Below are 24,598 nucleotides of genomic sequence, written 5' to 3' on the forward strand. Positions count from 1 at the left end.
GTTGCGATACACCAGGGGCAACTCGTGCGGGTGGCGTGGTGCCACAAGCTCACCATGAGGGAGGCTGCATTTTGCAGAGCACTGGATTCCCTCATGGTGAGCTTGTCGAACCACGCATGATTGTTCTGCAACGCTCTTCTCCGTTGCCACGCCCGCAATTGCGTCTGGCTGTTGAAAGGTGGGAAAGACGGGCGGTCCCTGGAGCGCGGGTCTTGGGGTATGCGGTATGCGATGCTTGCGATCCTGGGGACCACCCGCCCCGACGTTTTCAGGCCTTACCCAACGCGTAACCATTGAGCCAAACCTCCCCGGCCGCACAGGTTTTCCTCCCTGCAGGGCCGAAGCGCCGATCCTTTCCCGACTTTCGAAAGTTTCCGGAAGAATTCCCGCCGGAAAGGACACGAGAAGAATAAGCGCGGACGGGAGAACGTGGATAAGTTGGTGGTGAATTTCTTATAAAACAACAGCTTGGCTGTTCCCACCCCCCTCTGTCCTGCCGGACATCTCCCCCACAAGGGGGGAGATCACATCGGCATAAACGCTTTTGCGTTATTTTCAATGTTGAAGATTAGCTGAAACGGTTGTGACAGCTGATCTCCCCCCTTGTGGGGGAGATGTCCGGCAGGACAGAGGGGGGTGAAAATCACACAAAAGGCTTGGCGCATGAATGCCTTTTCTAGCCCGCCAGCATTTCCCGCAGCACCATCCGCTTGAACGTTTCAACAAGCGCATCGCCTTCCCCGCGCTCGACGGAAATCGCCAGATGCATGGTGGCTTGGCCCAGATGCATGATCAGGAAGCTGGAACTCTCCAGCGCCGCCCTGTCCGCCGCCGGGTTGATGCGCAAACGCGCCGCGGCAAGCACGGCGCCATTCAGGCGGCTGTCATGCAGATCGATATCGCGCAGCGCCTTGTCCGCCTGCGTTCCCGACCAGATGTCACGCATGACGGGTTCGGCCAGAAACATCGCGTGATACGTATCGATCAGATCCGCAAAAGATGACTGCAAGTCCTTCATATCACTGACGTTTTGCAGTGCATCAGCAATGCATTCACGCCCCAGTGCATTGTACCTTTCCGCCAGCGTCCGGATGATCGATCCCTTGTCCGGAAAATACTGGTAGAGCGATCCGATCGATATCTCCGCCATCTGCGCCACATCGCTCATGCGCATGGCGTCGCTGCCGCCCGTGGCGATAAGCGTCGAGGCACAGGACAGAATACGCTCCACCCTCTCCCTGCTGCGCCGCTGCGTCGGTTCCTTGCGCGGCATGGTGGCTTCCCTGTCGCCGGAGGCAGGCACAACAGACGCAATCTCGTTCATGGGCAGGATCTCCAAGGTTCTCAAATTCCGCTTGACTCGCAGAATATGAGGATTTATCACATATTGCAAATGTGAGTATTGCTCATATTTGCACAAGGGAGATCACCATGACCAGCAGCAACAGCATATCGACAGCAAAACCCATTCTCATCGTCGGCGGTACGGGCAAGACCGGACGCCGTGTGGCGGAACGGCTCGACGCGCAGAATGTGCCCGTGCGCATCGGTTCGCGCAGCGGCAGCCCGGCCTTTGACTGGGAAGACCGCAATACCTGGCTTCCCGCGCTTGACGGCGTCAAAGCCGCCTACATCACCTATTACCCGGACATTGCCATTCCCGGAGCAACAGAGACCGTCGAGGCATTCGCGCGGCTTGCCGTGGACAATGGCGTCAAACGGCTCGTGCTCCTGTCGGGGCGCGGCGAACACGAAGCCCAGCGTGCCGAAAAGGCATTTCAGCAGTCCGGTGCCGACTGGACCATCGTCCGCGCCAGCTGGTTTGCCCAGAATTTCAGCGAGAACGTCATGCTGGCCTCCATTCTTGCCGGTGAACTCGCCCTGCCGGTCGGCGATGTGGGCGAGCCGTTCGTCGATGCCAACGATATTGCCGATGTGGTGGCGGCAGCGCTGACGGACGATCGCCATATCGGTGAGCTTTATGAGGTCACGGGGCCGCGTCTCTTGACTTTTGCGCAAGCGACGGAAGAAATCGCCAGCGCCGTCAAACGCGATATTCGCTATGTGACGATCACGCCGGAACAGTTCTCGCACGGGTTGGCGCAGGAACAGCTTCCGCCTGAAATCGTCGGCCTGCTCAACGAGCTCTTCACCCAGGTGCTTGACGGGCGCAACGAATATCTCGCCGATGGCGTGCAACGGGCGCTGGGCCGCGCCCCGCGTGACTTCTCGCACTACGTTCAGGAAACAGCAGCGACCGGCATCTGGTCGGATATTTCGGAGGGACAGTAACATGTGGCTACCCATTCTCACCCTTTTGGCCGCCCTGGGAAGCGGCCTGATGGCAGGGTTGTTCTTCGCTTTTTCAAGCTTCGTCATGACCGCGCTGGCCAAACTGCCAGCCGAACAGGGTATCGCCGCGATGAATTCGATCAACGTGACGATCCTCAATTTCTCATTCTCCCTGGCCTTTTTCGGCACCGCGGCGATCTGCGTCGTCCTCGGCGTGGTCAGTGTCATGCGCTGGGGTGAATCCGGGTCGCTGGCGCTGCTTGCCGGCAGCGTGCTTTTCCTTGTCGGCACCATCATCGTCACCATGGTGTTCAACGTGCCGCTGAATGACACGCTGGCTGCAATCAGCCCGACAAGCGCCGAAGGCGCGAGTGCATGGACGACCTATCTGAATGACTGGCTGCCGTGGAACCATGTGCGGACAGTGGCGAATTTCGCCGCCCTCGCCGCCTTCATCTTCGCTTTCGCCCAGCAGTCGCAGGCATGAAGCATCCGGTAAGCTGAAACGCTTATCCGCTCTGCCCGGACAATCGAACCCGGCCGTCCCCACGGCCGGGTTTTCATTTCCGGCGCCTGCAAAAATCACGCTTGCGGATCACATAAGTCTATGCTTATGTATTGGCATGTCTGAAGTCGATATATTCAAGGCCCTTGCCGACCCCACCCGCCGCGCCGTGTTCGAACGGCTGGCCGATGGCGAGAAGAATGCGACCGAGCTGCGCGAGGGGTTTTCCCTGTCGCAGCCCGCCATGTCGCAGCATCTCGCCGTCCTGCGCTCCGCCGGCCTTGTCGCGGAGCAGAAGTCGGGCCGCCACGTTCATTACCGGGTCAATCCCGACGGCCTGGCGCAACTGCACCAATGGCTCCACCGCTACCGTGCCTTCTGGCCGCAGCGCGTCGATGAGTTGAAACAGCTTTTGAAGGAAATGGATCAATGACCAGCGAAACAGCGCAAGCCGATACCGCACTGCGTTATGAATATGATCTGGATGCCGCGCCTTCAAAAGTCTGGCGCGCGCTGACCGTACCGGAATTCGTTGCCCGCTGGCTGCTGCCCGATCCGCAGGCGCCGCAGGAGCCACCGCGTATCTCCCTTGAGGTCATCGAAGCCGATACGGAACGTTTCGTCCGCTATTCCATGCGCGAAGAGGATGATGCCGTGGCTGACAGCATCGTCACCTTCCGGCTCAACCCCAATGGCTCCGGCGGCACGATTTTCAGCATCGTGCATGAGCCTGTGATCGCAGTGATGCCGCAGGGCCGCACCGCTGCCAATGGCAATGCGCCGCCGACCGCCATGCGCCTCGCCGCTTAAACACACAGAAATACAACTGATGAAGGAGTGTTCGCCATGCGCGACATGATGCAGCTCGTCCCTATGGTCGTGGAACAATCCAGCCGCGGTGAACGGTCGTTCGATATTTATTCGCGCCTGCTCCGGGAGCGCATCGTCTTCCTGAACGGTCAGGTGGAAGACGGCATGGCAGCGCTGATCTGCGCGCAGCTGCTGTTTCTCGAATCCGAAAACCCGAAGAAACCCATCTCCATGTATATCAACTCGCCCGGCGGGGTCATCACCTCGGGCCTTGCCATCTATGACACCATGCAGTTCATCACCTGCCCGGTCGCCACGCTGTGCATGGGCACGGCGCGCTCCATGGGTTCATTCCTGCTGATGGCGGGCGAACCTGGCCACCGCGCCGCCCTGCCCAATTCGAGCCTGCATGTGCACCAGCCGCTCGGCGGGTTTCAGGGACAGGCCTCGGATATTTTCATTCAGGCGCAGGAAATGGCGGTGGTCAAGCAGCGCATGACCCGGCTCTATGCCCAGCATTGCGGCCGCACGGTGGAAGAGGTCGAGAGAACCCTCGACCGCGACCATTTCATGACCGCGCAGGAAGGCCTCGACTGGGGCCTCGTCGATACGATCATCAGCAAACGCGACGGCAGCCCCTTGCAGCTTCCCAGCAGCTGACGACGGGCCACATCGACTTTGACATCGCCGTTTTCTTCTTTTATACGGCTCGTCCACACCGATGGAGTGTTTATGTCTAATCAGTCTGAGTCCCTCTAAAGCCCCAGCTTCTTTGAAGGTTGGGGCGTGAAAACAGGAGCCCCGCGCCAAAGTTCTTTGGCAGCGGACGTGTTCTTATGGGCTTTTGCCCGTTTTCCCAGGACTTGGATCAATGGACATTTCGCGCGACGAACAGCGCATACTTCACCTGCTCGCCCAGGGCGGCAAAATCTTGCTTGAAAAAGATGAGCGCAAGGCCATCACGGATATCGTCTGCCTGACCCGCGATGGTGCCCGCTACACGGCCTGCGACCTCAGGCTCTTCCGCAAGCTCAAACAGAAAAAGGCCATCGCCTCCTCCGGCGGCGGCCCTTACCGGGTAACCCGGCGCGGCCTGCAACTGGTGCGCTCGGAGCTGGACAACCGGTAATCGCATGGCCGGCGGCGTGGAAACACGCCGCCGGTTTTATGCAACGAGTTTCCACAAACCATGCGTTTGCAGAGCCATATTGTGCGTGGTTCGACAAGCTCACCATGAGGGATGTGGTTTGGTGCAAGATCAATCACAAACGTTGCAGAACTTAGCTCCCTGCAATCCTCATTCTCCCTCATGGTGAGCTTGTCGAACCACGCACAATGCTGATGCAAATATGGCCCGTATCTCTCCTCAAAAATCTTCCGGTTCCGGAATCCGCCCGAAAGCGATCTTGGAGCCGATGTAATTGCCGGGTCCGGTCGTCAGCCCGAGATTGAGCGCCTTGGAACCATGGCGCACCCGCACCCTGTCGAGCAGGTCCGAAACGCGTTCCCATTGGCCGCGCTGCTCGGTCATCCCCCGCGTGTCGAACAGATCAAGGCTTGCCTCCGTCTCGCTGGAAAGATCATGCAGCACGACGGTGACCGAATTGACCTTCTTCATTTCACCTGCCTTGATCAATTTCTCATGCAAATCATTGAGACAATTGAGAAAACTGTGATCATCCCGTGCCGGGCGGAACTGGCCTTCCACCGTCACGCGGCTATCCCAGCGTGTCCCGACGGTGTAGCTGAGCGCGCCGGCACGGTAATGCGACCGGCGCAAACGCCGCGCGGCGCTGAGGCACAGCAGCCGCGCGCATTGCAGCACCTTGTCCGGTGCCCGCCAATCCGGTGGCAGGTTGCGGCCGTGACCGAACATGCGCTTGACGGTCTCCGGCTTTTCCACGGCATAGCCATGCAGCGCCGAGACGAAACGCTCGCCCTCGACACTGTTCCAGATCGCACGGGCATGTTTGGGCGCCAGCGCCCAGAGACCACGCACATCGTTCACGCCGGACTGCCCCAGGCGCTGTTCCATCCCCTTGGAGATACCGGGCAAATCCTTCAACCGGAGGTCGAACAGCCGTCCCGGCAGGTCATCATGATCCAGCACGACGCAGCCATCGGGCTTGTCCATTTCAGCGGCGATCTTGGCAAGAAGCTCGTTGAGGGAAACGCCGATCGAACAGGTCAGCACCGCGCCCATTTCCTCGTGCAGCGCCCGCTTGATGCGCGCCGCCAACCCCTGCGGGTCCCTGGCCTCGGAGGCCAGCAGCGTGCACGCCACCTCGTCAATCGAGCGCACGGCGGCAATCGGCACGCAGGTCTCGATGGTCGACAGAATCCGGTTGTGCATCTTCACATAGACATCGGGCCGCGCTTCGAGAAACACGATATCCGGGCAGAGCGCACGGGCATCGCGCACAGAGGTGCCCGTCTTGATGCCGAAGGGCTTTGCCTCGCGGCTGGCGGCAATGACGCTTGTATGCGGCGAATCCAGCGGCACCACCGCGATGGGCCGATCGCGCAGCGCCGGATCGAGCTGCTGCTCGGCGCTGGCAAAAAAGCTGTCGAAATCCAGATAGAGCTTTTCCAGATGGGTCGGTTTACGCATGGGTTCTGTTCTCGCTGCAGAATGAGAACAAAAATAGAACATCGGGCCGTTCAATGCAAACTGAATCAGGAAATGCTGCTATCCCTGCTGACAGATGTCAGGCCCGCGCGGCATCCATGATGCGGAACTGGGTGGTTGTCGAGCCGTTCCAGTGGTTCAAGGCCAGATTGCCCGCCACATGCATGGACTGGCCGAGATTGCCGAACAGGAAATCACCCAGCGGCCCGCCTGTTGCGCGAAAGGCAATCGCGTTGATACGCTTGCCGTCGGCGCCCGCCAGCGTCGCCTTGACATGGTTCGTCCCGACGGTGCGGGCATCGACGAGCCGGTGGTGCGGCAGCACCAGCACCGGCTGCGGGTGGCCGGAACCAAACGGCCCGGCCCGTTCCATCGTCTCGAAGAGCGGCACCGTTGCGCCCGATGCGCTGAGCGCACCGTCGATGGCCAATGACTGGTTCTCGCGCAGCTGGCCGACCATTTCGGCCGCCTGCTCTTCAAAGAATGCCCGCAGCGCGCCCATCTTGCCGCGCTCCACCGTGATGCCCGCCGCCATGGCATGGCCGCCGCCTTTGACCAGCAGCCCGGCATCCACGGCGCTGCGCACCAGTTTTCCCAAATCAAACCCGCTGATCGAACGGCCGGAACCGCTGCCGGTGCCGTTGACATTGAAGGCGATGGCAAAGACCGGGCGCCGGGCCCTTTCCTTCAGCCGCGCCGCGATCAAGCCGACAATGCCCGGGTGCCAGTCGTCGCTGGCCGTCACCAGAACGGCGGGTCCGCCACCGCTCGACATTTCCAGCATGGCTTCGGCTTCCGCCTGCTCCAGCATCACGGTTTCCATCGCCTGCCGCTCGGTGTTGAGCCGATCAAGCTCGGCGGCAATCCGCGCCGCCTCGTTCGGATCGTCCAGCGTCAGCAGCCGCGCGCCAAGCCCGGCATCGCCGATGCGCCCGCCCGCATTGATGCGCGGACCGATGAGATAACCGAAATGAAAGGCGCTGAGCGGTTCGCCGATGCGCGAAACCCGCGCCAGGGCGGCCAGCCCGGCATTCTGCTGTGCCCGCGCGACGAGCAGGCCCTTGACCACGAAGGCGCGGTTCAGCTCCTTCAGCGGCACCACATCGCACACGGTGGCAAGCGCCACCAGATCGAGCATCGACAACAGGTCCGGCGCCAGCGTTCCCGTCGCAATGCGCTGCGCGCGCAAGGTGCGCAGAACCTGCACCAGGGTGAGGAACACCACCCCTGCCGCGCAAAGATGGCCCTGCCCGGACAAATCGTCCTCGCGGTTGGGATTGACCACCGCCGCGGCGGCAGCCGGCAGTTCGCCGCCGACCTGATGATGGTCGAGCACGACCACGTCAGCACCCGCTTCGCGCGCAGCCTCGATGGCCGCTGCGCTGTTGGTGCCGCAATCCACCGTCACGATCAGGGAAGCGCCATTTTGCGCCAGTTCGCGCATGGCCTGCGGATTGGGCCCGTACCCCTCGAAAATCCGGTCGGGGATATAGATATGGTTGGCAACGCCGTAATGGCTGAGAAAGCGCGAGAGAATGGCCGACGAACAGGCGCCGTCCACGTCGTAGTCGCCGAAAATCGCCACCTTCTCGTGTTTGGCGATGGCCTGCGCGATACGACCGGCCGCCTTTTCCATATCGATCAGCGATGCGGGATCGGGCATCAGGCCCTTGATGGTCGGGTCCATGAAAGCTGGCGCATCGTCCACCCCGACGCCGCGCCCGGCGAGAACGCGGGTGACGAGATCGGGAAAACCATGGTTCTGCGCCATGGCGAGCGCAATATTGGCTTCACGCGGTCCCAGCCGGTCAACCCATTTCAGACCGGTTGCAGAATGTTCAATGCCGAGGAAAAGCCGTTCTGGTGCCATGCAAGGGTTCAATCATCCGGCCGCGCCGAATGCAATGCTCCGAACGATCAATCCGGTGCACAAACCAGCAATTACTGCGGGGCTGTCGCGGGTGCGGCCTGACCATTGACCGCCGGTGTCCCCAGATCATTCATCGTCGTGGCAATCGAGGTCGCGAAATCGGCAAGGCTGCGCTCGGCCGCATCCTTGCTGCCCTTGGCGTAGTTGGCAACGGGCTGGATCAGCAGATAGCGGCTGTGCATGCCGATCACGCAGACCAGGAAGGCGTGCTTCTCCTGCGCCGCATCCGCGGTGACGCACGGCATTGCCCGGCCCACACTGTAAGGCAACGTTGTCTGCACCGCGATTTCGCCGGGCTGGGTCGAATGGTACTGCGTGGCCTTTTCGAAGAGATCGCGCACAACGGGATCGTCGGGACCGTCCTTGATCGGATAAGCGGCATCCTTGTTGCTGGCCCTGACGCCAGCCATCGTCACCGTTGCCCGGGCGTCAACGGCTTCATATTCGGCCGTCACGCTGAAATCCTGCGGATTGACGCTGTGTTTGACGAGGGTAAAGGGTCCGACCATCTGCGGAAACCGGTCGGCAATCGAATTGGAGCGATAGCCTTGAATGAGATCAAGGTAAGGGTCCTGCGCAAAAGCACCGTTCAGCGGGCCCAGAAGAACGAGCGTTGATACAAGGCAACCGGTTATTTTCGTTCGGATATTCATGGCTGTTCCACCGATCTGAACTCCCGCTCTGAAAATACCTCAAAAAGCATGGCCTCAATAGGGCATTTCCTATTGAGCCATCAACGCAGTTAACAAAATGCCCTGCAGCCCGAAGGAACTGCAGGGCAAAAAGTGTTTCAAATACCGGTTCTTACTGGAATTTTGTCATGTCCTGGTGTTTTGCCTTGATCTCGCGCACGGTCTGCGAATGCGAACGCATGACGATCGTGTGGGTCTGGATATAGTCGCGGGCGAATTTCACGCCGGACAGCATATTGCCGTCAGTGACACCCGTGGCCGCAAACAGCACGTCGCCCTTGGCCATTTCTTCCATGGTGTAGATCTTCTTCGGATCGCTGATGCCCATCTTGGCGGCACGCGCAATCTTGTCGTCGCTGTTGAGCTGCAAGCGGCCCTGCATCTGGCCACCGATGCAGCGCAGAGCCGCCGCGGCAAGAACGCCTTCCGGCGCACCGCCGATGCCGATGTAGATATCGATGCCGGTTTCATCGGGATCGGTCGTGTGGATCACCCCGGCGACGTCGCCATCACCGATGAGGCGGATGGAGGCGCCCGTTGCGCGCACTTCCTCGATCAGCCGCGCATGGCGCGGGCGGTCCATGATGCAGGCGGTGATCTCACTGACCGGAACGCCCTTGGCCTTGGCCACCGCAGCGATGTTCTCCGCCGCAGGCGCATCGAGCTGGATGATTCCGGCGGGATAGCCCGGTCCGACGGCAATCTTTTCCATGTAGACGTCGGGCGCGTAAAGCAGATTGCCCTTTTCGGCAATCGCGATCACGGCGAGTGAGTTGGGCAGGTTCTTGGCGCAGATGGTGGTGCCTTCAAGCGGATCGAGCGCGATATCGACCTCGGGGCCCGTGCGCGTGCCGACTTCTTCACCGATGTAGAGCATCGGCGCTTCGTCGCGCTCGCCCTCGCCGATCACCACGGTACCGCTGATGGGAAGACGATTGAGTTCCTGACGCATGGCATCCACGGCAGCCTGATCGGCAGCCATTTCATCGCCGCGCCCGCGCAGACGGGCAGCGGCCACGGCGGCACGCTCGGTCACGCGGACGAGCTCAAGGGTCAAAATACGGTCGAGGCCCATCGAAGTCTGGTCAGAAGTTTTCGGCATAATCTATCCTGCGTTCGTGTGGGAATTACCCTTTTGCGGATCAACAGGGTACTTCCTAGCATTGCTGTGCAAACCTTTTGTCAAAGTCGCAGAGCAGCGGCAAGACCCCGCCGGCAGGAAAGTGCCTTCACCGAAAAAGCTAATCGATTAAACGGGGTAGCGGCCGTTCACGAAGCAATACAAGCCTTTTACAAACGGTCATGGGCCGGCTGTATCAGCCGGCGCGTTCGATGCGGATCATCTGCGGCTTGTCCGTGGAATGGCCATCCTTCACGATACCCTCAAGCGCCTTCTTGACAGCCGCCTCGGTGGTTTCGTGCGTGACGAGGATGACTGTCTTGGTGGCATCCGGGTGGCTTTCCGCACTCTGGCGCTGGACGATGGATTCCAGCGAAATGTCATTGTCGGCCATGCGCTTGGCAATCGCCGCAAAAACGCCGGCACGGTCATGCACGGTCAGACGAATAAAGTATCCGCCCTCGTGCGAGCGCATTTTGGCACGTTTGTAGGGCGCCAGCGATTTTGCCGGCGTGCCGAAGACGGGGCCGTGCTGGAAGCCCGGACGGCTCTTGGCGATGTCGGCGAGATCACCGATAACGGCAGATGCCGTGGCGGCACCACCGGCGCCCGGACCCGACAACAGCAATTCGCCGAGAAGATCGGTCTCGATCGCAACCGCGTTGGTTACGCCATGCACCTGCGCAATCACCGATTCGACCGGCACCATGGTCGGATGCACGCGCTGTTCGATGCCGCTGTCTGTCTTCAACGCAACGCCAAGCAGCTTGATGCGGTAGCCGAGTTCATCGGCGGCCTTGATATCGGCCAGCGAGATATTGCTGATCCCTTCGAGATAAATGTCATCGGCGGCAATCTGCGTGCCGAAAGCAAGGCTGGTCAGGATCGCCAGCTTGTGCGCGGTGTCGTTGCCCTCGATATCGAATGTCGGATCGGCTTCCGCATAGCCGAGACGCTGGGCATCGGCGAGGCAATCCTCGAAGGAAATGCCCTCGTCCCACATCCGCGTCAGGATGTAGTTGCAGGTGCCATTCATGATGCCGTAGACGCGCGACACGGTGTTGCCGGTCAGGGACTCGCGCAAAGCCTTGATGACGGGAATGCCGCCAGCCACCGCCGCTTCGAAGTTGAGCAGGACGCCCTTCTCCTCGGCAATTTTGGCAAGAGACACGCCATGCTTGGCAAGAAGCGCCTTGTTGGCGGTGACCACATGACGGCCGGATTTCAGCGCCGCCTCGACAGCAGCGCGCGCCGGACCCTCGTCGCCGCCGATCAGTTCGATGAACACGTCGATATTGTTCGACTTGGCCAAGGCAACCGGATCGTCGAACCATGTGGCCGACGAGAAGTCCACGCCGCGATCCCGCTTGGCATCACGGGCGGACACGGCGGTGACGATGATTTCCTTGCCGCACTGACGGGTGAGCATCTCGCCCTTGTCCCGCAAAATTTTCAGAACCGAGGCACCAACAGTGCCCAGTCCGGCGATTCCCACGCGCAGCGCATCACTCATCGTTCATTTCCCTGAAGTGTTTTAGCCTGAAGCGGCGCCCGACGGCGCCGCGAATTCCGATGTCGGCATGCCGCTCAGCGGCGCGCGTTCAACGGAATGACGTTGTGCAGCTTTTCATCCGCCGTTGCAAGGAACCGCTTGAGGTTGCGGGCTGCCTGACGAATGCGATGTTCGTTCTCGACCAGCGCGATGCGGATATAGTCATCGCCATGCTCGCCGAAGCCGATGCCGGGCGCCACGGCGACATCCGCATGCTCGATCAGCAGCTTGGAGAACTCCAGCGAACCGAGGCTACGGAACTTTTCCGGGATCGGCGCCCAGGCAAACATCGTCGCCGCCGGTGACGGAATATCCCATCCGGCGCGGGCGAAACTGTCGACCAGGACATCACGGCGATGCTTGTAGACCGCACGCACTTCCGCAATGTCGGAACCATCGCCATTCAAGGCAGCGGCAGCGGCAACCTGAATCGGCGTGAACGCGCCATAATCGAGATAGGACTTGACCCGGGTGAGCGCCGAGATCAGACGTTCATTGCCGACGGCAAAGCCCATGCGCCAGCCCGGCATCGAGAATGTCTTCGACATGGAGGTAAACTCCACGGCAACATCGATCGCGCCCGGCACCTGCAGGACGGACGGAGGCGGCGCGTCGTCGAAATAAATCTCGGAATAGGCCAGATCCGACAGAATGATGATTTCATTCTTGCGGGCGAAGGCAACCACATCCTTGTAGAAATCCAGCGATGCCACGTGGGCGGTCGGATTGGAGGGGTAGTTGAGGATCAGTGCCAGCGGCTTCGGAATGGAATGGCGGATACCGCGTTCCAGCGCCGGAATGAACTGGTCATCGGGCATGGCCGGGATCGAACGGATGACGCCGCCGGACATGATGAAGCCGAACGCGTGGATCGGATAGGTCGGATCTGGGCACAGCACGACATCGCCGGGCGCGGTGATCGCCTGCGCCATGTTGGCAAAACCTTCCTTGGAGCCAAGGGTCGCCACGACCTGCGTGTCGGGATTGAGCTTCACGCCGAAACGCCGCTCGTAATAGGCGGCCTGGGCACGGCGCAGACCGGGAATGCCTTTCGAGGAGGAATAGCGGTGGGTGCGCGGGTCCTGGACGGCCTCGCACAGCTTGTCGACAATGCCCTGCGGCGTCGGCAGGTCGGGATTGCCCATACCCAGATCGATAATGTCCGCACCGGCCGCTCGCGCGCTCGCCTTCAGGCGATTGACCTGTTCAAAAACGTAAGGTGGCAGGCGGCGAACTTTATGAAATTCTTCCATAGGTTTGGGTCCGGTAAAAATGGGTTCTATGTGCGGGTGCGCTATACACCCAAACTGTACGGCGGTCGAGCGATCATTGACACCGCGCGTCGCGCGCCGGGTCAATCGCCGTCATGCCATCCAGCCCGGGATTCTCCTGAGCAAGACACCCATTCGTGGTGTCTTCATGACCTTGCCGGCAATGGGTTATTGCCCGCTTTCAATAGCCTTCAAATCGTCCTGCTGCTGCTGGACCAGCTTCTTCATCTCGGCCTGGCGCCGGGCAACGGCTGCCGGATCGGCGGTGGCATTGCCCTGCCCGCCTTTGGCCGCCACCAGCTTCTTCTGCAGATCGTCCTTCTGCTGCGGCGTCAGCTGTGCGGTCTCGCCCTTCGGATCGGGCGTGAAAACCGGAAAAGTGCCGGTGTTGACAGGACCGGTCAGGGGCGAATTCGACATGGGCTCGGGCGGCATGTTCGCGCAGGCGCTCAAACCGGCAATCAGAACGGCGCCAACCGAGAAGCGGATGATGGTTTTGACCGAGATATTCATTGTTTGTCCTGACTGCCGGAATCGATATTCATCATAGTGATATGAAATGCACGTTAGAGGGATAGCATTAGAGCAACCGACATTCAAATGGGTTCAATTCCGTTTCTCCCATGGAAATACAATCTGCGAAGATGGTGACAAGGCCGTGATCTTTCCTGCACAATGACCGCAATTGAATGTCCGTTGCTCTGACTTGTGGTATCATATCTATTATGCTGATCGGGAGGATCGGCGGGAGGGAACGAATATATGGATAATCCAGGCGACAAGAGTGCAAAAACGCCGAACCTCGACAAATATGTCATCAAGGATCCGGAAGCTTTCGCGCGCAATGTCGCCCATATGATCGAACAGGCCGGCAAGGCCGCCTCCGCCTGGGTCGAGCCGCGTGAAAAGGGCTTGAAGCGCGACACGATCGCCGATCCCGTCACCGATGTGGTGAAAACCCTCTCGCGTGTTTCCGAATACTGGCTGTCCGAACCGGGGCGCGCGCTGGAGGCGCAGACCAAGCTGTTCGCCAGCTATATGGCCATCTGGTCCAATTCCATCCGCCGCATGAGCGGTGAACAGGTCGATGACGTCGTCAAGCCCGACAAGGGCGACAAGCGCTTCGCCGACGAGGACTGGGGCAGGAACGCTTTCTTCGACTTCCTCAAGCAGGCCTATCTCGTCACGGCAAACTGGGCCGGCGAACTGGTCACCCATGCCGAAGGCCTCGACGATCACACGCGCCACAAGGCGGCGTTCTACGTCAAGCAGCTGACCACGGCGATATCGCCCAGCAACTTCCTGCTGACCAATCCGGAACTCTACAAGGAAACGGTCGCTAGCAATGGCGAGAACCTGGTCAAGGGCATGAAGATGCTGGCGGAAGACATCGTTGCCGGCGGCGGCGACCTGCGCCTGCGGCAATCGGATATGACCAAGTTCGCCCTCGGTGAAAATGTCGCGACCACCCCCGGCAAGGTGATCGCGCGCAGCGATGTCGCAGAAATCATCCAGTATGAACCCGCGACGCCGGATGTGCTGAAACGCCCGCTGCTGATCTGCCCGCCGTGGATCAACAAATTCTACATCCTCGATCTGAACGCAGAAAAATCCTTCATCAAATGGGCCATCGACCAGGGACACACCGTGTTCGTGATTTCCTGGGTCAATCCAGACCACCGGCACGCCATGAAGGACTGGACCGCCTACATCAATGAGGGCCTGCGCTTCGGCCTCGACACCATCGAGAGTGCAACGGGCGAAAAAGCGGTCAACGCCATCGGCTATTGCGTCGGCGGAACGCTTCTGAGCGCCGCCCTCGCCCTTTTTGCCCAGGAAGGCGAAAACAGGATCAGGAGCGCGACCCTTTTCACCACGCAGGTCGATTTCACCTATGCGGGCGATCTCAAGGTTTTCGTCGACGAGGATCAGATTCGCGCCCTGGAAGCCGCCATGTCCGCCGAAGGCTATCTGGACGGCACGCGCATGGCGACGGCCTTCAACATGCTGCGTTCCGGCGATCTGATCTGGCCCTATGTCGTCAACAATTACATGCGCGGTCGCGATCCTGTCCCATTCGATCTTCTCTACTGGAATGCGGATGCCACGCGGATGAGTGCGGCCAACCACTCCTACTACCTGCGCAACTGCTATCTCGACAACAATCTGGTGCGCGGGATGATGAAGCTCGCCGGGCAAAACCTGTCACTGGGCGATGTCAAAATCCCCATCTACAATCTCGCCGCCAAGGAAGACCATATTGCGCCGGCATTGTCGGTTTTCACCGGCTGCAAATATTTCGGCGGCGACGTCACCTATGTCCTGGCCGGCTCCGGCCATATCGCCGGCGTGGTCAATCCGCCCGCCAAGAACAAGTATCAGTATTGGACCGGCGGTTCGCCCGTCGGCGCGTTCGACGAATGGCTCACCAACACGTCGGAACATCCCGGCTCCTGGTGGAATCATTGGCAAAAATGGATCGAATCGCAGGACGACGCGCGCGTTCCCGCACGCCAGCCCGGTGAAAATGGTTCGGAAATTCTCGGCGAGGCGCCGGGAACCTACGTGCGCATCCGCGTGTAAAAATTCGCTGTTTTGCTGGCTTTTGAGCCTATCCTGGTCGTGAAAACCATGGCAGGAAGGTGGCCAATCACGTTTTCGCCTCATTCTGGCTATAGCCCGGAGCTTGTGGAGACGTTTAAAAATCGTTAACTTTGCGCTCTCTCTGCCGGTGTTTTTGCACTTCAACTAAACTTCGCGAGCATCCTGCTCATCTCAAAGCGGATTGGACTGAACCATTGCAAGAGCCGGAAAAGACGAGACGGGGGAATCGTTGAACAAGCTGTCAGCCTCAGTAGCAGCCTTCCGGGCGAGCACCGCTATTTGCTTCGTAACGATTTTTGCGATGGCGACAGCATCCTGCACGTCGACAGGATCGGCACCGACTGCCGGCTCCGTCCTCAACGTCGCTTCAGCCACCACAAGCACCGCGACAGCCAGCGCCAATGCGAATGCGATTCCGGCAGCCGGATCGGAAAAAGCATCCCCCGAAGCACTGGCCCTTGCTGGCGGCGCCGAGACAAACGCCGCCAAGGCAGCCACTCAGGCCGCCACGTCGGCGGAACAGGGCAAAACGGTTGCCGCCCATCCGCAATCACCGAAGGAGGCGGCCACCGCTGAGGCCGCAGCCAAAGCGACTGTGGAAACAGGGCAGCACGTCACAGCCTTCGCGCCCGCGGTGGTAAAGCCGCCGGTAAAGACATCGCTGTTCGGAAGCGCCGCGCCGGAAACGGTCGAGCAACCGCAAGCAGCCGAATCGCATGCCGCTCCGGAAACCGGCGCAAAGCCAACCAAGGCGGACGCGGAAGCCAAGGCGGCACAGGTTGCATCAGCCGGTGCCGGGCAGACAATCACCGTTCCCGAAGCCAAACCGGCAGCACATGCACCGGCATCCGACAGGGACAATGGCTTGCTGGTGCGCCTCTTTGCCAACAATGCCGGTGCTGCCGCGTCGAAACGTCAGGTCGCCGTCATTCAGCCCAAGGCGCAGGCACAACTCAAGGCCATCAGCGGCAATGCGCCGGTACAGGTGGCCAGCGCCGCCGGATTGCCGTCGCCATCGAACTACCGACCGACCGAGCATCTGTCGTCCCTGCCCGGCGTGCGCCCCAATGGCGGCATCCAGATCATGCAGCGCGACAGTCTCTATCAGGACGACGACGAATCAGCCGCCGCGCCGGTGATTCTGGCTTCGGCGGCCGGACTGGCCCGGCTGGCCCCCAATGGGCTCAAGGTTCAGCGCGAAAGCGTGGATGTCGCCTGCCTGAAACCGCAACTGGTCGGCATGCTGAAAACAATCGAACGCCGCTTCGGCAAATCGGTGATCGTGACGTCAGGCTATCGCAGCCCGCCTTACAACCGGCTCGTGAACGGCGCCAAGGCCTCGCTCCACATGTCCTGCGCGGCGGCGGATATCCAGGTTCCCGGCGTTTCCAAATGGGATCTGGCGAATTTTGCCCGGACAATGCCGGGTCGCGGCGGCGTTGGCACCTATTGCTATACCGAATCGGTTCACGTCGATATTGGCCCGACTCGCGACTGGAACTGGCGCTGCGGCAGCCGTCGCGGCTGATCCGGATTAATTGCGGCCGTTCGCGGCCGCCCATGCGCACGGCATTTGTGCACAGCCCCACGAAGAATTTTCACTTTTCCCAAAAAAGAATGAAATATGGGGTTGCAGTCGAAAAACTGTTTCACTATAAGCCGCTTACCTGCAGGCGCCCATCGTCTAGCGGTTAGGACGGCGCCCTTTCACGGCGCAAACAGGGGTTCGATTCCCCTTGGGCGTACCAGGCTTTCTCCCCGTAAAATCAGTATATTACAGAAGCCGGCTCATAGGCCTGCGCTTTATCCTTTCATGCAAAACGGCCAGCCCCCGCAAGAGCCGGCCGCGCTGTCTTTGGTCCTTGCAGCTAGTTGGCAGGGGCCGGCTTTGCCGGTTCCGGTGCCGGAGTGGTTGGAGCTGCGCCGGGTTTTGCGGGCTCCTGGGTGGTCGCAGGCGGCTTGCTGCCGCCCTCAGATGGCTTGTTGTCGCAAGCTGCCAATGTGAACGCAGCGACCGCTAGAACGGGTACGAAAAACTTACAGTTCATCATGTCTCCTCCTATGCGTTTCACCCGCCGTGGGCAGGCGTATACAGGATGAGACAGGGCGGACGATGAGAACAGACCTGCATGTTCAAGCTTTGTCACCGGCTGTTAAAGAAAGTTATGAGGCTCCATACCTGACCTGACTTATCATCAATCACTGCTGAGATTCCGATCTCCGGCAGTAGGGTTCGGTTTAACCTCCAAACCAACCCGAATTCTCCCACCCCAGAGCAAATTTGCCTGCCTTTCCCAAGGCAGGCCTTTTTTGTCTGCGGCCTGACCTACCCACCGCCTTCGGTCCCGGTTCAGCGCCTGCGAATGGGCACAGACGGGCCACAATCTAAGCATGTTTTTCCCATCCTATGTCACCATGCAGGAAAACATATTCATGAGCAGACAAACGAAGATAACAGTGACGTTCTTGCTGGCCGGCCTTGCTGCGACGGCTGCCATGCTCATGGCCAATCTGTCCCTGGCCGATGTGATCAGGACGGTTCAGGGCCTGTCCTGACGTTTCAGGCGCGATTAGCGATTGTCCGGCCTTCCCCGGTCGGGTAGATCTCGTGGATGATTTTCCCTGCCCCTCTCGTCACCGGCCGACTGGTCCAGCGTTACAAGCGCTTTCTTGCCGATATCATCCTCGATGATGGCAGCCCGATCACCAGTTCCGTACCCAATACCGGCTCCATGCTCGGGCTGACCGATCCCGGCATCCGCGTCTGGCTGTCCTTGTCCGATGACGGCAAGCGCAAATATGCCCATACGCTGCAGATCGTCGAAGCGCAGGGCACACTGGTCGGTATCAATACGGGCCTGCCCAACCGGATCGCCGAGGAAGCCATTGTGGCGGGGCTTCTGCTCGCGCTCGGCGGGTATGGCGCGCTCAAGCGCGAGCAGAAATATGGCGTAAATTCCCGCATCGACATTTTGCTGACCGATCCGGAACGGCCGACGGCCTATGTCGAAGTGAAGAACGTGCACTTCTCCCGCACGGCAAATCTCGCGGAATTTCCCGATTCTCCGACAGCCCGCGGCGCAAAACATCTGGACGAGCTTGGCAACATGGTTGAGAATGGTCACCGTGGTGTCATGCTTTACGTGATCCAGCGCGACGACTGCGACCGCTTGCGAATCTGCGGCGACCTAGACCCGGTTTACGCAAGGGCGTTCGAGCGGGCAATGCGCCGCGGGGTTGAAGCTTACGCAATAAGATGCCACATCACGCCTTCGGGCATTGCTGCAACAACTGCGATACCCATTATTGATTGACGCCAAGCGGAAAGCACCATGGTCACCTATCTCGATGCGCAGACAGCGCCCCTGAAGAACACCGGACAGATCAGGCTTCACGGCCCTGAAGGTTTCGCCGCCATGCGCAAGGCCTGCCAGCTCACGGCACGTTGCCTGGATGAGCTCGCCAGTCTGGTTGAACCGGGTGTGACCACCAATACCATCGACCGCTTTGTCTTCGAATTCGGCGCCGATCACGGTGCCCTGCCCGCAACCCTCAACTATCGCGGCTATACGAAATCATCCTGCACGTCGATCAATCACGTCGTCTGCCATGGTATCCCTGATGACAAGCCACTGCGCGAAGGCGATATCGTCAATATCGATGTCACCTACATACTCGATGGCTGGCACGGCGATTCCAGCCGCATGTATCCCGTGGGCGAGATCAAGCGTGCCGCCGAGCGCCTGATGGAAGTGACGCATGAAAGCCTGATGCGCGGTATTGCGGCCGTTCGCCCTGGTGCCCGGACCGGTGCCATCGGCGCCGCCATCCAGAACTATGCCGAAGCGGAGCGCTGCTCCGTTGTTCGCGACTTCTGCGGCCACGGTGTCGGCCAGCTTTTCCACGACGCACCGAACATCCTGCATTACGGCACGCCCAATGAGGGCGTTGAACTGCGCGAAGGCATGATCTTCACCATCGAGCCGATGATCAATCTCGGCCGCCCGCATGTAAAAGTCCTCGCCGATGGCTGGACAGCCGTCACCCGCGACCGTTCGCTGACAGCGCAGTATGAACATACGGTCGGCGTCACCAAGGACGGTTGCGAAGTCTTCACCCTTTCACCCGCAGGCCTGTTCGCTCCGGGTTTGAAACTCGATTAGGAACGCAGGGGCCCATGAGCGAAGACGAGCCACCCAAGACTTTCTTCCTCAAAGAGCCCTCACCAAAATCGCTGCAGAAACAACCTGGTGTTGAGAAAACCGCCGATACAGCCAACGCTGCCAGCCAGGCCGCGGAACCGCATTACACCGGCCACCGCGAGCGGATGAAGGAGCGTTTCCAGAAAGTCGGCCACCAGGGCTTTGCCGACTATGAAATGCTGGAAATGCTGCTGTACCGACCCATAAGGCAAGGCGACACCAAGCCACTGGCCAAGGCGCTTCTGGCCCGCTTCGGCAGTCTGGCGGAAGTCCTGGGCGCGCCGGAACATCTCCTGCAGGAGGTAAAGGGCTGCGGCCCGACCGTTGCCTTTGATCTCAAATTCATCGCCGCCCTTGCTCACAGGGCCATGCGCAGCGGCATTGGCGAACGCACCATGCTTGGCTCATGGAGCAAACTGATCGACTACTGTACCGCGGCCATGGCGCACGAGCCGCGCGAGCAGTTGCGTATCCTCTTTCTCGACAAGAAAAACATGCTGATCGCCGACGAGGTACAGCAGGTCGGCACCGTCGACCACACGCCGGTCTACCCGCGCGAGGTGATTGCCCGGGCCCTGCAACTGTCCGCGAGCGCTCTCATTCTCGTGCATAACCATCCCTCGGGCGACCCGACGCCATCCAAGGCGGATGTCGAGATGACAAAAACCATTGCCGGCATCGGAGCACAGATGGGAATCATTGTTCACGACCACATCATCATCGGCAAGAACGGCCATGCGAGCCTGAAGGGCATGAAACTCTTCTAACCCTGGCCGGGCGAACCGCAATCGCGATCAAATGCATGTCGCCGACAATGTGTATTGGTATGCCGTGCCCCAATGGAGAGTTGCATGAATTCGGTTGAGAAAGCGATCTGGTATGTGGAGGGTCATTTCGCCGAGGAGATCACCCTCGACGATATCGCCGATGTGGCGGGCCTGTCACGGTTTCACATGTCCCGCGCCTTCGGCATCTTTGCCGGCCGCTCGGTCAGCAGTCACATCCGTGGCCGCCGGTTGACCGAGGCAGCAAAATCCCTGTGCGAAGGCGCTCCGGATATTCTCAGCGTCGCGCTCGATGCCGGCTACAGCTCCCATGAGGCATTCACGCGGGCGTTCCGCGATCAGTTCGGCCTGACGCCCGAACAGGTCCGCGCACAGCGCCATACCCGTAACATCCCATTGGTGGAGCCGATGAAAATGGACGAAAAGTTTATCACCGATATCGAAGAGCCACGCATCGCGAACGGCAAACCAATGCTGGTCGCCGGCATAGGCGAACGATACACCTGCCAAACCAGCAGCGGCATTCCGGCGCAATGGCAGCGTTTCAACCCCTATTTCGGCCATATCACCGGCCAGATCGGCAATGTGGCCTACGGCGTCTGCTGCAACAGCGATGACGCCCAGAATTTCGATTACATCGCGGGCACCGAGGTTGCCGATTTCTCCGACATCCCGCAGGAGTTCGCTCGGCTGCGCATTCCAGCACAGACCTATCTGGTGTTTTCGCATCGCGACCATATTTCGACCATTCGCAGCACGATCATGACCATCTGGGGCAAATGGCTGCCGGAATCCGGCCATGCCCTGGCCGATGCACCCAATTTCGAACGTTATGGTCCGGAATTCGACCCGCGGACCGGCAATGGCGGAATGGAGATATGGATTCCGATCAAGGCCTGAACCGGCATCGAATCCATACTGACGGGTGCTGTCAGCAGGAAATCCGCTATGATGGGCCCGTCATAGCGGAGACACCACCATGTTGCAGGCATGTCTGAATGGCGGGCGCATGCGGGATTTTCACCCTGCGCTCCCCTTTACAGCCTCGGAAATTACCAGGGACGCCGCACTTGCCGTGGCGGCTGGCGCCCGCGAGCTGCATATCCACCCGCGCGGACCGGATGGAATGGAAACGCTGGAGCCGGACCATATCGCCGAGACCCTGCAGGCTGTTCGTTCGGCCGTGCCGGGCATTCCCGTCGGCCTTTCCACCCATTGGCGCATCCCTCCCGGCGGCCTTTCGCGGCAGAAACCCATTAACAGCTGGACGACCTTGCCCGACTACGTTTCGATCAACCTGATCGAAGCGGATGCGGAGGATTTGATTGCGCACGTTCTCGGCAGGGGTATCGGCGTCGAAGCGGGGCTCTGGTCCGTCAGCGATGCGGAGCGCTTTGTCGGCCTGAAGAATGCGGCAAAATGCTTGCGCGTGCTGATCGAAATCAACGAGCAGGACATCGACGAGGGATTGCGGGCCGCCGATGGTATTCAGGCGGTTCTGCGCAAGGCAGGCAATACAGTGCCTATCCTCATGCATGGCGATGAAGCCAGTGTCTGGCCCATCTACAGCGAAGCCATGGCCAAGGGCTTTGACAGCCGTATCGGCCTGGAAGACGGCAATCTCCTGCCGTCGGGACAAATGGCTGCGGGCAATGCCGATCTGATCCGCGCCGCGCTCGACCTGGTGTCTCGCTGAGATCGCTTATATCTCATCAAGAAACTCGCCCAGAAACCGGCGGAGTCGCTCCTGTCGCACCTGGGCGATCTGCGCACCCCTGACCGTGTTGAACCCCGCAGTCAACTTGAAAAGCTTGACCTCAAAATGATCGATGGCAAAACTCTTGTCATCGAGGTTACGATCGATTGCCATGGGGTCCAAGGGATCATAAAGCCCACTCCCCATCCGGCCAGCGATGTAGAAACATCGTGCAGCGCCGACCATGCCAATGGCATCCAGACGATCCGCATCCTGCAGGATTTTCGCCTCCAAGGTACGTGGAGGGATGTTTGCCGAAAAGCTGTGTGCTTCGATGGCGTGCGCTGTGGCAGCAACGCGCGGGGATTGCCAGCCAATATCGGCAAGAAGCTTCGATGCTTTTTCAGCAGCCAACCGCGAGGCCTGCGCGCGATGGGGTGAATTCTTTTCGACGGCAACGCAGTCATGCAGGATTGTCGCTGCGGCCAGTATTTCACGGTCCCCACCCTCCTCGTTATGAATTGCTGTTGCATTTTTCCACACACGCAAGAGATGAGACAGGTCATGCGACCCATCACTCGTCCCATCGGTTGCATGAGGCAGAAGGTGTTCGGCAAGCGCCTCGAACGGCGCAAAGGCAGCAATGGACATCGGCGAAATCTCTACGGAATCAGCTAGACTCGCAGCATACGCTGCCCAGCAATTACCACGCACCAGAAATGAAAAAGGCCGCTCGAAAGCGGCCTTTTCAATCAGAGAGACAAAAGCTTACGCTTCGTCTTCGGTCTTCTTCTTGGCGGCCTTCTTCGGCGCTGCCTTCTTGGCAGGCTTCTTGGCTTCGCCGGACTTTTCATCCGACTCGTCTTCAGCCATCAGCTCTTCCTTCGTCACCTTCTTGTCGGTGACATTGATGGAAGTGAGAAGGTGATCGACAACCTTTTCTTCGAAGATCGGAGCGCGCAGATTGTTGATCGCTTCCGGAGTCTTGCGGAAGAATTCATAGATCTGCTGTTCCTGGCCCGGATACTGGCGAACCTGATCGTAAACGGCGCGCTGCAGTTCCTCTTCGGTCACTTCGATGCCGGCCTTGTTGCCGATTTCGGAGAGAACGAGGCCAAGACGAACGCGGCGTTCAGCCAGCTTGCGATATTCTTCGCGTGCTTCTTCTTCCGTGGTCTCTTCGTCTTCGAACGTCTTGCCGGCCTGTGCGAGGTCCTGGCCGATCTGTGCCCAGATGTTGTTGAACTCGGCATTGATCAGGCGTTCCGGCGATTCGAACTTGTACTCGCCGTCGAGCGCATCGAGAATCTGACGCTTGACCTTCTGGCGGGTGAACGAGCCGTACTGGCTTTCGATCTGCTCGCGGATAACCTGACGCAGACGGTCGGCGCTCTCGATGCCGAGCTTCTTCGCGGTTTCGTCGTTGATTTCGAGTTCGCCGGGCTTGCCGATTTCCTTGACGGTGATGTCGAAGGTCGCATCCTTGCCGGCGAGGTGCGCTGCACCGTATTCAGCCGGGAAGGTAACCTTGATCTGCTTCTCGTCGCCAGCCTTGGTGCCGATCAGCTGATCTTCGAAGCCGGGAATGAACTGGCCGGAGCCGAGGATCAGGGTCGCATCGGTATCGGCGCCGCCATCGAACGGCACGCCGTCGATCTTGCCGAGATAGTCCATGGTGACGCGATCGCCGGATTCAGCCTTGCCCTTCTTGGGTTCGAACGTCTGGGCGGAGCTGGCAACGCGCTTGACCTGCTCTTCAACTTCCGCGTCGGTCACATCGACCACTTCGCGCGTGACGCTGATCTTGGAAGCGTCCTTGAGTTCGATAACCGGCAGGACTTCGTAGTTCAGCGTGAATTCGAAATCGGCTTCGCCGTTCAGAACCTTGTCCGCTTCCTTCTCGTCTTCCGTCATCGCAACTTCCGGCTGGGTCGCCGACTTTTCGTTGCGCTCCGCAAGGATCGTGCGCGAGGAATCGCTGAGGATCTCGTTGACGACTTCAGCCATGAACGACTTGCCGTACATCTTGCGCAGGTGATTGAGCGGCACTTTGCCGGGGCGGAAGCCATTGATGCGCGCCTTGGCGCTGGCACCTTGGAGGCGTTCGGAAAGCTTTGCTTCCAGATCCTTGGCCGGAACGACGACCTTGATCTCGCGCTTCAGCCCTTCATTGAGCGTTTCAGTAACCTGCATGTCCAAACCTTCACTTTTTTTAACATTTGTCCCGCCGTCGCCGGCCTGTGAGCCAAATTGCGGGAGAAAAACTGTCTGCCATCGTGGCTTCTGGTGCAGATGGGGCGAGCCATGCCCTCACCATCCACGTTGATTTTATTGCTTTATTTCTCTTTCAGCTCATTTTTTGTGACACAATTCATATCACAGAACCTGTCACAGAGCCGCGCAAGAAATTGCACCCTTACCGATTGGTGGCTCCATTTACTTGCACTGCGTACAAAAATCAATGGCACAGCCTCAGGGTCGGGCAAACTTCTGCACGGCAAGTCAGGCAC

24 protein-coding genes and 1 tRNA gene are annotated in these 24,598 nt (G+C 59.7%); 15 read left to right on the top strand and 10 right to left on the bottom strand.

Annotated features, from left to right (window positions below; translation table 11 throughout):
• Nucleotides 1-676: 676 nt before the first annotated feature.
• A complete protein-coding gene (locus ACIQWS_RS09115; protein ID WP_403175144.1) occupies nucleotides 677-1,324 on the bottom strand; it encodes a TetR family transcriptional regulator in 648 nt (215 codons plus the stop codon).
• 107 nt (nucleotides 1,325-1,431) lie between these two features.
• Here ACIQWS_RS09115 and ACIQWS_RS09120 point away from each other — a divergent pair, with 107 nt between their 5' ends.
• The 6 genes from ACIQWS_RS09120 (at nucleotide 1,432) to ACIQWS_RS09145 (ending at nucleotide 4,736) form a co-directional block, all read left to right on the top strand.
• Nucleotides 1,432-2,292 (top strand): NAD(P)H-binding protein, encoded by an 861-nt coding sequence (locus ACIQWS_RS09120; RefSeq protein ID WP_403175148.1) that lies wholly within the window; start codon nucleotides 1,432-1,434, stop codon nucleotides 2,290-2,292.
• A gap of 1 nt (nucleotide 2,293) precedes the next feature.
• Complete coding sequence (locus tag ACIQWS_RS09125) at nucleotides 2,294-2,779, top strand: anthrone oxygenase family protein (protein ID WP_346305993.1); 486 nt, start codon at nucleotides 2,294-2,296, stop codon at nucleotides 2,777-2,779.
• 136 nt (nucleotides 2,780-2,915) lie between these two features.
• Nucleotides 2,916-3,230, top strand: coding sequence for a helix-turn-helix transcriptional regulator (locus tag ACIQWS_RS09130; RefSeq protein ID WP_105732628.1), 315 nt, complete (start codon nucleotides 2,916-2,918; stop codon nucleotides 3,228-3,230).
• Nucleotides 3,227-3,607 (top strand): SRPBCC domain-containing protein, encoded by a 381-nt coding sequence (locus ACIQWS_RS09135; RefSeq protein WP_346305994.1) that lies wholly within the window; start codon nucleotides 3,227-3,229, stop codon nucleotides 3,605-3,607. Before ACIQWS_RS09130 ends, ACIQWS_RS09135 begins: the two co-directional genes overlap by 4 nt.
• A gap of 36 nt (nucleotides 3,608-3,643) precedes the next feature.
• Complete coding sequence (locus tag ACIQWS_RS09140) at nucleotides 3,644-4,267, top strand: ATP-dependent Clp protease proteolytic subunit (protein ID WP_346305995.1); 624 nt, start codon at nucleotides 3,644-3,646, stop codon at nucleotides 4,265-4,267.
• 211 nt (nucleotides 4,268-4,478) lie between these two features.
• Nucleotides 4,479-4,736 (top strand): YjhX family toxin, encoded by a 258-nt coding sequence (locus ACIQWS_RS09145; RefSeq protein WP_346305996.1) that lies wholly within the window; start codon nucleotides 4,479-4,481, stop codon nucleotides 4,734-4,736.
• Nucleotides 4,737-4,973: 237 nt separating this feature from the next.
• On the opposite strand, the gene ACIQWS_RS09150 is transcribed toward ACIQWS_RS09145, so the two are convergent.
• The 7 genes from ACIQWS_RS09150 to ACIQWS_RS09180 all read right to left on the bottom strand — a co-directional run bounded on the left by ACIQWS_RS09150 (nucleotide 4,974) and on the right by ACIQWS_RS09180 (nucleotide 13,314).
• Complete coding sequence (locus ACIQWS_RS09150; RefSeq protein ID WP_403175165.1) at nucleotides 4,974-6,218, bottom strand: Y-family DNA polymerase; 1,245 nt, start codon at nucleotides 6,216-6,218, stop codon at nucleotides 4,974-4,976.
• Between the two features lie 97 nt (nucleotides 6,219-6,315).
• Nucleotides 6,316-8,106, bottom strand: a complete 1,791-nt coding sequence (gene recJ, locus ACIQWS_RS09155) for a single-stranded-DNA-specific exonuclease RecJ (protein ID WP_403175173.1) — start codon at nucleotides 8,104-8,106, stop codon at nucleotides 6,316-6,318.
• Between the two features lie 71 nt (nucleotides 8,107-8,177).
• Nucleotides 8,178-8,819 (bottom strand): hypothetical protein, encoded by a 642-nt coding sequence (locus ACIQWS_RS09160; protein ID WP_403175175.1) that lies wholly within the window; start codon nucleotides 8,817-8,819, stop codon nucleotides 8,178-8,180.
• Nucleotides 8,820-8,970: 151 nt separating this feature from the next.
• On the bottom strand, nucleotides 8,971-9,960 hold the full coding sequence (glpX, locus tag ACIQWS_RS09165; protein WP_346306000.1) for a class II fructose-bisphosphatase: 990 nt from the start codon (nucleotides 9,958-9,960) through the stop codon (nucleotides 8,971-8,973).
• Nucleotides 9,961-10,174: 214 nt separating this feature from the next.
• Nucleotides 10,175-11,491 carry a homoserine dehydrogenase gene (locus ACIQWS_RS09170; RefSeq protein WP_223613188.1) on the bottom strand — a complete coding sequence of 439 codons (1,317 nt, stop codon included), beginning with the start codon at nucleotides 11,489-11,491 and terminating at the stop codon, nucleotides 10,175-10,177.
• Between the two features lie 74 nt (nucleotides 11,492-11,565).
• The gene (locus ACIQWS_RS09175; protein WP_105732616.1) at nucleotides 11,566-12,783 is read right to left on the bottom strand and encodes an LL-diaminopimelate aminotransferase; all 1,218 of its coding nucleotides are present in this window, start codon (nucleotides 12,781-12,783) and stop codon (nucleotides 11,566-11,568) included.
• Between the two features lie 186 nt (nucleotides 12,784-12,969).
• Complete coding sequence (locus tag ACIQWS_RS09180; protein ID WP_288191648.1) at nucleotides 12,970-13,314, bottom strand: hypothetical protein; 345 nt, start codon at nucleotides 13,312-13,314, stop codon at nucleotides 12,970-12,972.
• 249 nt (nucleotides 13,315-13,563) lie between these two features.
• Here ACIQWS_RS09180 and phaC point away from each other — a divergent pair, with 249 nt between their 5' ends.
• The 9 genes from phaC (at nucleotide 13,564) to ACIQWS_RS09225 (ending at nucleotide 22,088) form a co-directional block, all read left to right on the top strand.
• On the top strand, nucleotides 13,564-15,384 hold the full coding sequence (phaC, locus tag ACIQWS_RS09185) for a class I poly(R)-hydroxyalkanoic acid synthase (protein WP_403175192.1): 1,821 nt from the start codon (nucleotides 13,564-13,566) through the stop codon (nucleotides 15,382-15,384).
• Nucleotides 15,385-15,706: 322 nt separating this feature from the next.
• Nucleotides 15,707-16,933, top strand: a complete 1,227-nt coding sequence (locus ACIQWS_RS09190; RefSeq protein WP_403175196.1) for a YcbK family protein — start codon at nucleotides 15,707-15,709, stop codon at nucleotides 16,931-16,933.
• Nucleotides 16,934-17,078: 145 nt separating this feature from the next.
• A tRNA-Glu gene (locus ACIQWS_RS09195) sits at nucleotides 17,079-17,153 on the top strand.
• A 685-nt stretch (nucleotides 17,154-17,838) separates the two neighbouring features.
• Nucleotides 17,839-17,961: a hypothetical protein gene (locus ACIQWS_RS09200; RefSeq protein ID WP_346308284.1), complete on the top strand. Its 123-nt coding sequence runs from the start codon at nucleotides 17,839-17,841 to the stop codon at nucleotides 17,959-17,961.
• Nucleotides 17,962-18,017: 56 nt separating this feature from the next.
• The gene (sfsA, locus tag ACIQWS_RS09205) at nucleotides 18,018-18,719 is read left to right on the top strand and encodes a DNA/RNA nuclease SfsA (protein WP_403175205.1); all 702 of its coding nucleotides are present in this window, start codon (nucleotides 18,018-18,020) and stop codon (nucleotides 18,717-18,719) included.
• A gap of 18 nt (nucleotides 18,720-18,737) precedes the next feature.
• On the top strand, nucleotides 18,738-19,568 hold the full coding sequence (gene map, locus ACIQWS_RS09210; protein WP_403175210.1) for a type I methionyl aminopeptidase: 831 nt from the start codon (nucleotides 18,738-18,740) through the stop codon (nucleotides 19,566-19,568).
• A gap of 14 nt (nucleotides 19,569-19,582) precedes the next feature.
• On the top strand, nucleotides 19,583-20,374 hold the full coding sequence (radC, locus tag ACIQWS_RS09215) for a DNA repair protein RadC (protein WP_403175214.1): 792 nt from the start codon (nucleotides 19,583-19,585) through the stop codon (nucleotides 20,372-20,374).
• A gap of 84 nt (nucleotides 20,375-20,458) precedes the next feature.
• On the top strand, nucleotides 20,459-21,292 hold the full coding sequence (locus ACIQWS_RS09220; protein WP_403175221.1) for a GyrI-like domain-containing protein: 834 nt from the start codon (nucleotides 20,459-20,461) through the stop codon (nucleotides 21,290-21,292).
• A 79-nt stretch (nucleotides 21,293-21,371) separates the two neighbouring features.
• Nucleotides 21,372-22,088 (top strand): 3-keto-5-aminohexanoate cleavage protein, encoded by a 717-nt coding sequence (locus ACIQWS_RS09225; RefSeq protein WP_403175229.1) that lies wholly within the window; start codon nucleotides 21,372-21,374, stop codon nucleotides 22,086-22,088.
• A 6-nt stretch (nucleotides 22,089-22,094) separates the two neighbouring features.
• Here ACIQWS_RS09225 and ACIQWS_RS09230 read toward each other — a convergent pair whose 3' ends face one another.
• Both ACIQWS_RS09230 and tig read right to left on the bottom strand, forming a co-directional pair.
• Nucleotides 22,095-22,739: an HD domain-containing protein gene (locus ACIQWS_RS09230; RefSeq protein WP_403175233.1), complete on the bottom strand. Its 645-nt coding sequence runs from the start codon at nucleotides 22,737-22,739 to the stop codon at nucleotides 22,095-22,097.
• A gap of 117 nt (nucleotides 22,740-22,856) precedes the next feature.
• Nucleotides 22,857-24,281 carry a trigger factor gene (tig, locus tag ACIQWS_RS09235; RefSeq protein ID WP_223613177.1) on the bottom strand — a complete coding sequence of 475 codons (1,425 nt, stop codon included), beginning with the start codon at nucleotides 24,279-24,281 and terminating at the stop codon, nucleotides 22,857-22,859.
• Nucleotides 24,282-24,598: the final 317 nt, after the last annotated feature.

Origin of the sequence: Phyllobacterium sp. NPDC097923 (assembly GCF_044760925.1) — a bacterium.
In the GTDB taxonomy this organism is placed as follows: domain Bacteria; phylum Pseudomonadota; class Alphaproteobacteria; order Rhizobiales; family Rhizobiaceae; genus Phyllobacterium; species Phyllobacterium calauticae.